11 protein-coding genes and 1 tRNA gene are annotated in these 12,397 nt (G+C 59.7%); 6 read left to right on the top strand and 6 right to left on the bottom strand.

Translation table 11 applies throughout. From position 1 onward, the window contains the following. Nucleotides 1–180: 180 nt before the first annotated feature. Together ACTIGC_RS08130 and ACTIGC_RS08125 are read left to right on the top strand one after the other, a co-directional pair. The gene (locus tag ACTIGC_RS08130; protein WP_439633915.1) at nucleotides 181–546 is read left to right on the top strand and encodes a hypothetical protein; all 366 of its coding nucleotides are present in this window, start codon (nucleotides 181–183) and stop codon (nucleotides 544–546) included. 316 nt (nucleotides 547–862) lie between these two features. After that, nucleotides 863–1,768, top strand: coding sequence for an endonuclease/exonuclease/phosphatase family protein (locus ACTIGC_RS08125; RefSeq protein ID WP_439633914.1), 906 nt, complete (start codon nucleotides 863–865; stop codon nucleotides 1,766–1,768). A gap of 717 nt (nucleotides 1,769–2,485) precedes the next feature. Here ACTIGC_RS08125 and ACTIGC_RS08120 read toward each other — a convergent pair. From ACTIGC_RS08120 to ACTIGC_RS08110, 3 genes are all read right to left on the bottom strand, one after another. Beyond that, complete coding sequence (locus ACTIGC_RS08120) at nucleotides 2,486–3,316, bottom strand: DNA/RNA non-specific endonuclease (protein ID WP_439633913.1); 831 nt, start codon at nucleotides 3,314–3,316, stop codon at nucleotides 2,486–2,488. Between the two features lie 500 nt (nucleotides 3,317–3,816). Next, entirely contained in the window at nucleotides 3,817–5,208 is a 1,392-nt protein-coding gene (locus tag ACTIGC_RS08115) for a hypothetical protein (protein ID WP_439633912.1), read from the bottom strand. A 107-nt stretch (nucleotides 5,209–5,315) separates the two neighbouring features. Beyond that, nucleotides 5,316–6,392: a hypothetical protein gene (locus ACTIGC_RS08110; RefSeq protein ID WP_439633911.1), complete on the bottom strand. Its 1,077-nt coding sequence runs from the start codon at nucleotides 6,390–6,392 to the stop codon at nucleotides 5,316–5,318. 985 nt (nucleotides 6,393–7,377) lie between these two features. On the opposite strand from ACTIGC_RS08110, the gene ACTIGC_RS08105 reads away from it, so the two are divergent. The 4 genes from ACTIGC_RS08105 to ACTIGC_RS08090 all read left to right on the top strand — a co-directional run bounded on the left by ACTIGC_RS08105 (nucleotide 7,378) and on the right by ACTIGC_RS08090 (nucleotide 10,123). After that, on the top strand, nucleotides 7,378–7,779 hold the full coding sequence (locus ACTIGC_RS08105) for a hypothetical protein (RefSeq protein ID WP_439633910.1): 402 nt from the start codon (nucleotides 7,378–7,380) through the stop codon (nucleotides 7,777–7,779). A gap of 1,350 nt (nucleotides 7,780–9,129) precedes the next feature. After that, complete coding sequence (locus ACTIGC_RS08100; RefSeq protein ID WP_439633909.1) at nucleotides 9,130–9,495, top strand: ribbon-helix-helix domain-containing protein; 366 nt, start codon at nucleotides 9,130–9,132, stop codon at nucleotides 9,493–9,495. Next, a complete protein-coding gene (locus ACTIGC_RS08095; RefSeq protein WP_439633908.1) occupies nucleotides 9,495–9,863 on the top strand; it encodes a hypothetical protein in 369 nt (122 codons plus the stop codon). Before ACTIGC_RS08100 ends, ACTIGC_RS08095 begins: the two co-directional genes overlap by 1 nt. A gap of 98 nt (nucleotides 9,864–9,961) precedes the next feature. Then, nucleotides 9,962–10,123 (top strand): hypothetical protein, encoded by a 162-nt coding sequence (locus ACTIGC_RS08090; protein ID WP_439633907.1) that lies wholly within the window; start codon nucleotides 9,962–9,964, stop codon nucleotides 10,121–10,123. Here the strand turns inward: ACTIGC_RS08090 and ACTIGC_RS08085 are convergent. The 3 genes from ACTIGC_RS08085 to ACTIGC_RS08075 form a co-directional block, all read right to left on the bottom strand. After that, nucleotides 10,093–11,358 carry a DUF6538 domain-containing protein gene (locus tag ACTIGC_RS08085; RefSeq protein ID WP_439633906.1) on the bottom strand — a complete coding sequence of 422 codons (1,266 nt, stop codon included), beginning with the start codon at nucleotides 11,356–11,358 and terminating at the stop codon, nucleotides 10,093–10,095. The two genes, ACTIGC_RS08090 and ACTIGC_RS08085, sit on opposite strands and share 31 nt — an antisense overlap. A 128-nt stretch (nucleotides 11,359–11,486) precedes the next feature. Continuing rightward, nucleotides 11,487–11,577, bottom strand: a tRNA-Ser gene (locus ACTIGC_RS08080). A 126-nt stretch (nucleotides 11,578–11,703) separates the two neighbouring features. Then, on the bottom strand, nucleotides 11,704–12,390 hold the full coding sequence (locus ACTIGC_RS08075) for a hypothetical protein (protein ID WP_439633905.1): 687 nt from the start codon (nucleotides 12,388–12,390) through the stop codon (nucleotides 11,704–11,706). Nucleotides 12,391–12,397: the final 7 nt, after the last annotated feature.

Genomic DNA, 12,397 nt, shown 5'->3' with positions numbered 1-12,397 from the left:
ACGGGAGGCCGTCAGGTTTACGCGGCGGCGCCTTTCGCTGGTGTGCATATCGCGGATCTCTTCCCCGCAGTTCTAGCAAATCTGTTGGCACTCATCCGACCCTCGGTTATAGGCAGCCTTTGTAGAACCCGGCGGCCAATTGATCGCAGTTATCATGCTCGTTAAGCCAAGGAACCGGTTATGGATGTAGATGATGCTATCCGTCTGCTCGAGGAAGAACGTGACCGGCTCGTCGAGCTAAGGGTCTTGGCGCATCAGGATGTGTCCAAGGGGGCCACGCCGCTCGAGAAGGCGGCCTATCTGGCGATCGCGGATGATGCCGAGGCGGTCCTGCACAAGATCATGACCAAGATCGTTTTTCTAAAAGTCCGCCGCCCGCCCGTTCAGCCTGTGGCTTCTCAGTTGTCGATGTTCGTGCAAGTGGCGGAAATGGCTGCCACCGAATATACCGCTGATGTCAAATTGGTCAGCGCCATGCGCCGCCATCTTGATGCTACGGCGGGCCTGCTCAAGGCTTTGGTCCCGGTCGGTGTCAGGAAATACTAGCCAGTGTCCTCGAACAGGCAGAGGGCAGTAGTCACGCAGCAACCGCGAATATTGGGACCGATCACCACTCTGATCGATACGTAAGTGGGCGCTGCGCCATCCGGCACCCGAGTTCGCCATCGTCCGCGGGCAACACATTAGCGCTCATGGGGGAGCGAGCGGCCAAGACCATACTCCCCCTGTTTAGAACGCCTATTGAACAGATCCGGCGAACAGGCCCCCGTAACCTGGATAGCAACGTCATATTATCGCTGATGGCGCCTAGCGGGCCTGACGTGATCACGCGATACTTGCACTATCAATGGAGGTCCCCGCGATGAAATGGATGATTCCGGCGCTGGGTGCGCTTGCTCTGGTAACCGCGTGCGAGAGGTCGTCTGCGCCGGCCCCTGTACCCGGCGGGCTACGCATCGCGGCATGGAATATCGAGCACCTTGCTGCTGAAAACGGCATGGGGTGTGCGCCGCGCGACGATGCCGGGTATCAGCGCGTGACGGCCATTATCGATGAGGTCGGCGCTGATATATGGCTCCTGCAGGAGATCGAGAACGAGGCGGCACTCGCGCGTGTCTTCGATCCTTCCCAGTGGACTTTTCACGTCGAAGCCCGCCCGGCTGGCGAACAGGATGACTACCCGCTGTGCCGGGGCCGCGACGACGGCACGCGCCTGACCATGCAGTCCACCGCTATCGCAGTGCGCCGCGGGATCGACCATGTTGTCCTCCCAGCCCTTACCGAACTCGATGTCGAAGGTCAGGACCGGCTACGCTGGGGTGTTGCCATCACGCTGACGGGAGAAGCGCCGCTCGACCTGATGAGCGTGCACCTCAAATCAGGCTGCTTCAGCGGCGATGCCGCATCTGCCTGCCCGGTCTTCTTCGATCAAGTCCCGGTTCTCGAAAGCTGGATTGATGAACGCAGCGCCGCTGGCCGTGGCGTTATCGTGGGCGGTGACTTCAACAGGCGCCTGGAGGTCGAAGGAGATAGCGTCTGGCTCGATCTCAATGACGGCGACCCCGCACCGCTGCGCCTTGCCGGCGCCGGGATCAGCCCTCGATGCAATCCGCGCTATGCCGAGTTCATCGATTTTCTGGTGCTCAACGAAGAGGCTGCCCGTTTCAAGGTCGATGGCTCGTTCTTCGAAACGACTTTTTCTGGCCCCCGCGAGCGCCACCCGTCGGATCATTGTCCGATTGCGGTGGACGTCCGGTGGCCAGGCTAGGCCCTCGCAGCCAGCACAGCCAGCTCCAGATTGGCTCTAGCTGATTGGCCCGGGGCGATAAGCCGACCGGGCGGCGACCAGATTTCGATGGACTCCCCGCTTCTCCGATGACCTGATGGAGAGGGTTTGCAGCGGGGATTGCCTCATGCGCTTTGTGATACTGCTTTTCACCAGCCTTCTGCTGGTGTCTGCGGCGCCTTCATTCGGCAACCAGCAGCCATCGTCACCACCCAGTCCTGCGAACATGACGGACGAGCAGATCCGTCAGGCGATAATCCGGCAAAGCATCGCAAGTTACTCTGGCAACTGCCCCTGTCCGTACAACCCTGACAGGGCTGGCCGGCGGTGCGGGGGGCGGAGCGCCTATTCGAGACCGGGCGGCGCATCTCCGAAGTGCTTTGCCTCGGACGTCAGTGACGCGGAAGTGCAGCGCTTCAGACAGTCGCGTCGCCCGTGACGTCACCTGAGCTGGCAGGGGCGGGCCCCGCTTCCAGCGTCATGAAATGAGGGGAAGACGCAGTGAATTACTGGGGTGAAGGCAACCATCAGCAGCCCAAGCCAACCGGCAGGGAGATGCCCTCATGGTTGCCCGGCGCCCTGCTCTATGGAGGCGCGGCCATCGTTCTGTTGCTAGTGGCGGTGATCCGGTGGATTCTGTGAGGACGCATCCGGTGGCGGCTATTGCCGCCTCGCCGCTGAAATGTCGCGGCTCTCACCTCATTCGCGGCACTGGAAGTTGCGCGGATAGTCAAATCTCCAAATGGACTCCGCTACGGGGAGGGCTTCTACGGCCAACTGATGCTCTGGATCCATATGGGGGTGGAAGTTCAGACCAGTTAACGCCTCAAGTTCAACGATGGTGATCGCCCCCGCTTCCGGACGGATATCGCGTTCATCAGCTGGCGGAACGGCATTGGGGAAGTGTATGCCGACGGCATGACCACCTTCGTGCGGTGTGTATACGGCCATGTAGAAATATTCCGGTATGTGGCTCGCATCATTGCGCTGGCGGAGCGGGAAGGTTTGCGGCTCCTGGCCATGCACCACCCCGGTTACGACATGAACGGTCCCGAGATCGCAGGCCCAGCCCTGCACCTGCGCCTCGACATCCTGCCAGAGCTGCTGATTGAACCAGCCTGCTTGGATTGCGATGTTCGAAACCATGAAAGTGCGCTGATAACCCTCAAGGCTCCATTTGAACGGCTCGGCCGCAGCCAGATGACCACGGTCATGGGCTGGCGTGAGATTGCCGATCCCGGTAAAGCTCCGATGCCCGGGTGAGCGGAAGGCTTCGGTCTCGATCTGCGGGTCTGGCTGGAAATCCACGCCATGTTCCCGGCGGACAATTTCGCTCCGGGCAACCGCCAGCATCATGTCCCGTGTCAGGGTGTAAGCGGTCCAGTCTGCCGAGACGCGGCTGCGGTCATAGCGCGAGACGAAAAAGGCCTGTTGGCCGTCACCGGACCACTGGCACACCGTTACCCGGTCCCCTTCGGGGGCGGAGACTTCCCCTGGCGCGCCGTAGGGCAGATGATCGTCGCACGTCAATCCGCTGAAATGGAGTTCATGGGGGCCGCGGGAAAATGACCCAACAAGATCAGATGAAAGTGACGCCCTTGCGGTAGAGCTAGGCGATGCGAGGTCCGCATCTCGCTGCCGCTGATCGTCCAGATCGCCTGCCCTTTGCGCACAGCCTGTTAGAGACAGAGCCAGGGCCAAGGAAATGCTTGAAATTATTTGTATGTTCATTTTGCCCTCCCCAATTCATATAAGTATACCCCGAATTCGCAATCTGTACTAGAAATTTTCGAGATAGAAACCAATTATCTGAAATGTTTGGCACTAGCGGTTTGACGTTGAACATGAACGCAAATCTAAAAATACTAGAATTACTGGACGATAGGGTAGGCGCTCTTTGGCGCTTGCCGCAGGCCCCGTGAAAAGGCAAAGCCATCCTAAAATGGATGAGGGGTACGACAGGCTCAGCTCAGCACTGTTATTACGGCGGCTGGCAGATCATCGGACGAAAGTCGGCCTCACTGCAGACCTCAACCGCCTGCCCGGATCATGGCCCGATCGCGCACACCAGCGCCGTCGTAGCGCAGGACGATCTCGATCCGGGCCTCGACGCTGCTGCCGTCCATGGCAGGCGTGACGCCAGTAGTTTGCAACGTCCCGTCAATTTCCAGTTCTGTCCCATTTGTATCTGCCAAAAACCGCAGCTCATGCCGCTCTTCGTCGAACACAAATTCTCTGAGCCAGAGGGTGCTGCAGTCACATGTTATGGTGTGTCGTACGGGGTCGGCCCACTCGGCTCTCTGGAAGTAGAAATGCACATTGTAGCCTGACGTCGTATACGGCTGACGCTCAGAGGCACGGGCCTGCCGTTCGAAACGGCAACCATGGACTACCCATTGCCCTGAGGCGCCCGTGGCAATCACCACGTCACTATCCATGTTCGCCAAACATATCCCGGTGTGCTCTAGACCAACGCCGTGATCCCGGTGAACCATGACGTCCGCCCGGACCGGGCGGACGTCGAGAACACTGTAAACAATAGTTCCCGGAGCAGTAAAACCAGACTCGACATCAGTCCGAAAGAACCGCTCCCAGCTCCAGCATGTCACGAAACCCCGATCAAAATCTGGGAAGCTGGCACGGAACAGCTCGGGCTTCTCCTCCCGGCACGTTGTGTACTGTTGGCTACGGCTCTCAATTTCGGCGATTAGATCGAGGCCCGCCGCTGTCTGAACACTTTCGACCTCGAACCCGTCGGTAAGGGTGATCTGGACCCGATCGGCCCATCGCGCGCCTGAACTGACTCGGGAGCTCTGTTGCAAGCTCACCTCTCGCCCCTGAATGAACACCGATGGCGCAGTGGCCGACAAGTCGAATGAAAGGCGCCGGCCGGCCACCGAGAAGCTGACATTGGTGATGTCGAAACTTTCCTGCGAAGGTAAGCCGGGTGCGAACTCAACGAGGAAATGCCGGCGAACAATCAGCTCATCTGCAAGAACGAGCAAAATTCGGGCGGGAATGCCTACCGACGAGCGATCTGCCTCCCGTTCTGCCACAAGCGCTCCGCTTACGGCTCGAAGACTGTCGGAATCTCCCGGCACAAACCGGCGTTCGTCCAAAGAGTCAGAATGAACGATGAATTCGGCGTCATCGAATACGGCAAGCACCTCAACGCGTTCACCACCAAACAGGCCGGACGCGATCCGGTAACGTAGCCCGGCAAAGGTTTCGGGCTCCCGCGTCAGGCGTATGTCAACACTTCGAGCGTTCGGGCCGATCACACGCTCGACACTGGGAGGATTACTCGACAGAGAACACGCCACCCCGAACCTTGGGCACGCAAAATCGATCAACTGAATTGCGCCAGCACATAAACCGACAAGAGCAACGAGCGTCGTAGCTAACCACCGAACTGCACGCATCGTTTCTCTCCTCTGTTCGGTTGCCGACGGCCGCTTGCAGGCAGCAAACGCTCAAAATGAGTGCTTCAGAACTGGACGGTATGATGGGGCCTCCGTGTCCTTCAACATCAACTAGCTTCTATCCTGGTGGCCACTTCACGCATCAGCTCATCCACCGACAGGCGTGGCATCTCGTCGATCAGTATGCGGTCGGCCCGGTCCAGATCCGCTTCGCTGCTTCGCCCCAAAGGGGCCAGCTTTTCGATTTCTCCGCCAGTGATCCTGTCTCCTTCGACACGCCGCCCGACCATCGCGCCAAACTTGTCTCCATCGAGAAAAGCCCCACTGATCCGGTTCGAGCTATCGCTGCGCAGACTGTAGAAGGCGAGACTGTGCATTTCCAGCCATGACCGGCCGTCCTGGCTCTGCATGGCCTCTGCGAGGACGCCGTCGATCATGGAGCTGTCGGCGGCATCGGAAGAAAACGAATTGAGCAGGTCTCTGGTGAGCGCCGGACTGATTTCGTCTGACAGGAGAACGGAATGAACGCCGATCCGCGGAGCAATGAGCCCTGTCCTCATCCGCAGCTTCCCGTTCTCCCTGTAAAGCTCGACGGCCCGAACACCGCTGACGAGCGGGTCACTGCGGAAGGCCAACAGCCGACGCTCCAGAACACCTGAGCCCGACGCTTTAAGGTAGATCACATACGCGCCGCTCGTCTGTCCGAATATCAGCTGCTGATCAAACTCCACCTCGCCAAACCGGCCATAGGCAAACCGGTAAACGCTGGCATCAATGAGATTGGCGAAGGCTTCATCGCCAAGCGCGTCGAGTGGCGCTGCGAGCGATGCGAGGCCGTGGCGCATCAGATAGTCCCGGATAGCGTAGATCGCGGTCCTGCTTTCCAGCTTTCCGGTCAGGTGGCGGCGTATCTGATCGGACGAAACGTCACCCTTGAGCAGGAGGACTTCGGCACAGCGCTTCGCATGGCCACGATCATTAAGGGGTTTTCTCACCAGGCGCGATAGCCAGTTGCGCCGGGCGCCGACCTCCCGGTCCTCGTTGGGCAAGCGCGCCCGTCTTATGGTTATAGCCTCATGGAGCTGCGCCTCCAGCCATCGCTCGCTCAACAGCCCGTGCGTTCTGATCGTGCCAAGAATTGAGGCAATCTGTCCGATCAACCTCGGATGAAGTACGTCGCCCATCCGCTACCCCCTGTAGTCCCGTCTACCCTACCTTCCGATTTCAGGCAGGCAACACAGATCAGGGGTAGGGTCTCAGTTCGAAATTTCAGCACTGCGTTTCTTGTAGGAGCCAGTGTCGATCAAGATCAAACCCGATGCCGATGCACGGCAAGGGGCGATGCCTGCGGTTCTCCAGCGTGATGTAGAACAAGCAAATGTCGTGGCTCATCAGATCAGTTGGAATGATATCCAAGAAAAATCGGATTGTTCTTATGACACCGAGCTAAGCAAGTCGGCCAACTGGCCTAATTCCCCTGCCATATCTGCACCAGCCCCTTCTCCCTCGCACTAAGTGCGAGGGAGAGGCACCTGCCGTGCTTTCAGCAAAGCTGAAAACCCAAACGGAGACATTAAAGCCGCACCCACCAAAACCTCTGCCTCAAAACCGTAAACCCCAATTCGAATTATCGAGTCTCCATCGCGTCAGATGCCAACCCGGATCCGCATTCCGTACTGACGGCCCATTCCGACCTCAGCGCCGAGAAATGACGGGATAAAGTTGAACCTGATGATCGAAAGGCAGTCGGCGATACGCCTTCCCTGCTGAAGGGAGTGAAGCTGATGTGGCTTTTACCGTTTAGCTTCTCTCTGGACGTGAAAAAGACCCGGACGAGCTGGCGAGTTCGGATCCGGGTCTCTCTCATTACGTTCTAGAGACTAGGGGGTCGGGCGAAAGCTCGATCCCCACTCCCTCAATCTATCCCATCCCCAGCCTTTTGTGAACCCGCTCGCACGGGCGCGCCGCCATGCGCGCACCCGTGGCGATGCTTCTCCAGCAACAAGGATTCCCGTCATGGATTAGTCCGTCACCATTCCCGTATCGTCTCGCGATCACATCACGCTCGAATATGGCCCGCGCTTTGAATACGCGCCGGCCGCAGGCGAAACCAGAGGCCGTATCGGCCTGCCACCTGACGGCATCCCGCCCCATTTCTGGGGCATCTATATGCTTAGCTCTGATGGCCATGCCGTCCATATCGACAACGTGGCCGATGAAGATATCGCCCGCGCCTGTGGTGAGATCTCCGAAGAGCTCCTGACCGACTCTGCCATGAGCCTCTGGGAAGCGATCTGCACAGCCGAACCTGCCTCCCGTCTCGCGGTCCATGCCGATTCTGTCCGCTCCATAAATGGCACGGCCTATGTTCGCGATCGGGTAGGCGCGATTGCCCGCGCTTGCCATATCGGCTGGATCGCTGCCCATAAGGGCGGCAATGGCTATGATGACTCGTTCGACTGGGAGTTCTGTCCCTGGTTCCTGCTGGAATGCTGCAGCTGGGACGACAACGCCCTCTCTCTCAAACCCGACTGGATGGATACCTGTCTCGCTCTCGGCCGCTCTGGCTGAGCGTGACAACGCACGACGCCTCCATGCACTTCGAAAATGTATCTCTTTTCTGGGTTTCGGGCCGGGATGGTCATTCTCGCAATGGCTACGCCCGTTCGAGACCGCCCCGAAATCCCGATCCGTTCCATTTGGTGGCCTACCATCGCGCATCATGCGTGACCGCCGCCTGTGGCCATGCTCCCGGTTCCCGCTTTTGGGTGGCAACCCGCGTAATTCCGGCTGACTGTATTCCGTGTCGTCGTCAAGGGAAGGGCAGGGCCGTATGATGCCCCTGTAAGTCCGCTTGCCTCCTCGCTTGTCCGCATTGATCTCGTATGCCGGTGCAGCGCCATCGGAGCTTGTGTGCGCAGATTATCGCCGGTCGCTTGCGGCTTACGGTGTCGGAATCCGGCAAGCATGATGGATCTCTTACCCACCGATTGTGAGCACGATCCGATAGCCGATTGAGCCGTCGAGCTTGCTGGAAACTGGTGTGATTTACAGATGAATTAGGAATTGGGCGAACCGGCCTGACGACCGGCCAGGCCCTATTCCGCTACGCTCCACCAAGCCGCGGCCCTGCCGGGTCTTGGCCCATGCGGGTGACGATCCTTTTCGCGCCGCTCGCACCCACTTTCGCGGTCTTCTCCGTCCCCGTTTCCTCTATCCATTTATCCTGCAAACCCGGCCATGCCGGGCTATTTTTTGCGATATGACCGAGCGCTTTCGCCTCTACGTTTCTCGCGCGAAGCGTGGGGCTTTCTGGTGCCTGTTCCGGCCCATTTTTTCTGTCACGGGTTTTCGGTTTGTCGAGCGCGACAACGCAGCCTCTTCCGGCTCTCGATCACTTTCCCGCCACGTCCAGTCATTTCGAGCTGCCCGTCCAGGCGGAGAGGTTGGTCGCTATGCGTACCGATCCACTCTTCGCGACTGGCAGTATCGTGACAACGGTTCAGACGAATTGGCCCTGTTTCCCCTTTGCGACTGTTAGCCGGTACGGGCGGCTTTGCCGCCCGCGCATCAGCGCATTGGTTTTTTATCACACAGTATGCACACCGTGCCGTCTGGCTGCGCAAGACGAATTATACTCGCAATTACAATGGCATAGACGCGGTGGGACATCTGGGCCCAAGCGACAACGCCATTTGGCCCGAATTGGCCGATTGTCTGAACGTCTTTTATATCAATGAGTTATGGTGGGCCGCTTATCGCCCACCCTTGGGCCGGTCCCGGCCACCCCTAGGGCCGCTTGCGGCCCCCGTCTCTTGGTCAAAGCCTCACTTCTCCATGAGTTGCGCCCCGGCAATCCCTATGCTTGAATGAAGTCGTCTCAAGTCCCGCTGTCCTTACATAACCAGTAAGGGTGGCAATATGACTTATCTCCCCGACCTTGATAGCGCGCCCAGAGTGCGCTTTCGTATCGATCCCGATCTTCTTCAGCAGCTTGATTATGGGGTTCTGTCAGGGCTGGCCACTTCCCGGCCAGAGCTGATCCGAACCGCTATTCGAGAGCATCTAAATGGCGCGTCCGAACGCCGGGAAATGCTCAAAACCTTGCGCTGGCTGAGCTTCGCACTTATCGTCGCCCAAGTCGAAAACTGGCCCTATTCTCACAAGAAAGATGTGGTTCAGGCGGCCGTGAGAATGGGCGCCGATAACGTCCTCACGCCGCTCGAATTGTGTACCGCGATCAGCGCCCTCAATCCTGAAAAATGGATCGACGGGGAGGGCGCATAATGAGCCGTCACGACATCTCTTCTGGCCATTTTTCAGGGCTTCGCGGCGGCCAGGTTTTCAGCCGCACAGCGCGCATGCCGCGCCAGATTCTCCGCCCCATGGCCGTGCTCTGCGCCGTCACGGCCATGGGCACAGTCTTCTGTCTGATCACCCAGCGCGCTGATCCGATGGACCCGCACAACTGGATCGCCGTCAGCATGGCGCGGGTGAATACTGCGCTCGGCTCAACCCGCGAATGTGCCCTCGTCCGCCCTGACAGAACCCGTGTGCGCATGCCCGCTGAACGCATCGGCTCCGGCCCTCAAAACCCTCTCGAATTGCGAGCGCGCCTCGCGGGAAAAAGGGTCTGGCCGGAGGGCGGGATATGAACCGCACTTGCGCCCCGCCAGGGGCCAAGCCTGTCTGTTCGGCGCCGCAACACTCCGGCCAGGCTAGTAGTGGACGAGGAGCTTTACCGGCGCAGGGTTTGAGCGAGCTTGCCCGTGTGAAACGCGCCCATATCGCGGCAGCAAAGCTGGTGCACGAGGATCCGGTCTATCTGCCGATATTCCGCGCCTTTGAGCGGGATATTGAGGAGCTGGAGGCACTTGAGCGCGCCTATAGGGCGACGCTGGAAACGACATCGTGAAGATGCTTCAGATCAGCCCCCTTGCCATAGCGTTCGCGGTTATAGGCATGCCCGAAAAGGTCACGCCGCACGCGCTCATCCACGTGCGCGGCGATCATCCGGTCCTCGAAACTGTGACGCAGGCCGTAAAGACTGTGCGCGGGCGTTTCCAGAAGGCCATTCTCGCGCAGATATTTGTTCACGGTTGCGCTGATCTTGTCCTTGCCGCGATAGGCCGGAAATCCGTCAGGGCAGGCCCGGAATGCCTCCAGCGAAATCCCGGCCAGCGGAATGACGCGCTTGCTGGTGGCGTTCTTCAGCTGACGCCCGGCCGGCTCGATCGAGATATGGGGAATATCGGTATCGAGCCGGATATGCTCAGGTAAGAGCCCGGCGGCCTCGCTTGGCCGGTAGCCGGTGTTGATCATGCCCAGCACGAGGCAACGCGCCTGCGTGTTGAGCCCGTCCAGCGCGCCGGGAGCCATTAGCCGCGTTCTGATCCAGTCCACCGAGAAGGGCGGGCGCGTGCGCTTCTCGCCCTCTTTCAGGGCGACATCGGTAAAGGGCAGCACCAGACCCAGCCGCTTCATCCGGTTCACGGTTTTCAGCATATCAGCCAGATGCGTGAAATCCTTGTTGGCGCTGTTGGCGGTCAGCCCTTCGGCCTCCACCCGGTCGATCCACCATTGCCGGAATTCCAGCACGTCATCAGGCGTGATCTCGCTGATCGCCTTGTCGCCCACCACGTGAAGAAAATTGCGGACCGCCTTGATGCGCGGGTTCTTCCAGCGGCGCAGCTGATCCTCGCTCTTTCCAAGGGTGCGGTCCCTTGCGAGCGTCCAGAACATCTCCAGCGCCCGGCTGACCGTGATGGCAGGCTGTTCAACGCCGCCAAGCAGGGCCGATGCTTCAACCCGGTCCGGCTCGCCATCGCGCAGGACTGCTTCCATACGCTGCAGGCGTTCCTCACGGGGCAGGGCTGCCACCTTCTGCGCTGGCAGATACTGAAAGCCGCGCATGGCTGCGAGATCGCGGGCTGCCTCATAGCGGCGCTCGGCATCGTCGCTATCCCCGGCGAGCCGCGCTTCCCATGCCGCTTCCATCAGGCTCCAGGCGGCCGGAGCCTTGCGCTGCGCCTCGCTTTCGGAATCGGTGTGCAGGCTGATCCAGATCGTGGCGCGCTTTTCCACCCGCTGATAGCGTCTCGGCACCCGCCGGACGAGATAAAACGTGCTCCCACGCCGGGTGATATTCATCGCTGTGCCCCGCTAAATGTGCAGCAAAATGTGTAGCACATCGAGGCGTCAGAGATCGAGCAGAAAAGTTAATCTCTGTAAATTATGATTATAATCAACGATTTGTAGGTGCGGCGCGTCCGGAAATCTGGCGGAGAGGAAGGGATTCGAACCCTCGATACGCTTTTGGCGTATACTCCCTTAGCAGGGGAGCGCCTTCGACCACTCGGCCACCTCTCCACTGGCCGGTTTAGCCGCTAAGGCAAAGCGCGATCAAGCCTATATATCTGCCGTGGCTGTCAAAGCGCCGGCAAGACCTGTGCAGTACCCTGCCTGACCCTCAACCCTTACGGCCCGGCAGGGCGGCTAGTAGCGCCTGCAGGAGCTGGTGGTAAACACCCCGCCGATATAATCCTCGCAATCACGGGCGCGCCTGTAGGGCGCGTAGTGACGGGGCGGATAGCCATGTCCATACCCGTAATGGCGATGGCGGGGAATGATGATGGCGGGCGGGCAGTCCGGGCAGATCTGGGCCATCTGCACACGCACGTCAGCGAGGCGGTAGGAGAGGCTCTGGAACCGTTCCTGCGCGATCTGCCAGTCGGCGGCCGAGCGCTGGCAATAACCTTCATTATAGCGGTTCTGATACATGCAGGCGGCATAGGCCTGGCAGGAGGAGGTGGACGCCCGGTAGGACGCGTCCAGATCGACCTCGAACGTGCGTACCAGATCAATGGTCGGCGTAGAGGGGCCGAAAGGCGGTCGGATACTCACGTCCTCGGTGCGGCTTGAGGACTGGCTGGAGTGGCTGTCGACATAGCTTCCCGGCCAGGGGGCGAGTATCCAGTTCGACGTCCAGTGCGAGGGCGTCACCACGGTGCGCGCCTCGTTGCGCAGGCGGTTATACTCCTGCGTCAGGCTGCCGATATTGCAGATGCGCTCCGCGGTTTCGAGCGCATGAATATCGCGCGCCGGGACCGATTGCTGAGGCGCAGCGCAGGCGGCCAGCAGTGACAAGCTCACGAGAGAGGCTGAAATCCGGACCAGGCTCATGGCGTAC

The sequence above is a fragment of the Glycocaulis sp. genome, assembly GCF_051859565.1.
In the GTDB taxonomy this organism is placed as follows: Bacteria; Pseudomonadota; Alphaproteobacteria; order Caulobacterales; family Maricaulaceae; genus Glycocaulis.
This window is presented reverse-complemented; position numbering and strand designations above follow the sequence as displayed.

Bases quoted from the DNA above. Each gene is read 5' to 3' on its own strand.
- ACTIGC_RS08130 (WP_439633915.1), top strand. From the start codon at position 181: ATGGATGTAGATGATGCTATCCGTCTGCTCGAGGAAGAACGTGACCGG.
- ACTIGC_RS08125 (WP_439633914.1), top strand. From the start codon at position 863: ATGAAATGGATGATTCCGGCGCTGGGTGCGCTTGCTCTGGTAACCGCG.
- ACTIGC_RS08115 (WP_439633912.1), bottom strand. From the start codon at position 5,208: ATGCGTGCAGTTCGGTGGTTAGCTACGACGCTCGTTGCTCTTGTCGGT.
- ACTIGC_RS08110 (WP_439633911.1), bottom strand. From the start codon at position 6,392: ATGGGCGACGTACTTCATCCGAGGTTGATCGGACAGATTGCCTCAATT.
- ACTIGC_RS08105 (WP_439633910.1), top strand. From the start codon at position 7,378: ATGCTTAGCTCTGATGGCCATGCCGTCCATATCGACAACGTGGCCGAT.
- ACTIGC_RS08100 (WP_439633909.1), top strand. From the start codon at position 9,130: ATGACTTATCTCCCCGACCTTGATAGCGCGCCCAGAGTGCGCTTTCGT.
- ACTIGC_RS08095 (WP_439633908.1), top strand. From the start codon at position 9,495: ATGAGCCGTCACGACATCTCTTCTGGCCATTTTTCAGGGCTTCGCGGC.
- ACTIGC_RS08085 (WP_439633906.1), bottom strand. From the start codon at position 11,358: ATGAATATCACCCGGCGTGGGAGCACGTTTTATCTCGTCCGGCGGGTG.
- ACTIGC_RS08075 (WP_439633905.1), bottom strand. From the start codon at position 12,390: ATGAGCCTGGTCCGGATTTCAGCCTCTCTCGTGAGCTTGTCACTGCTG.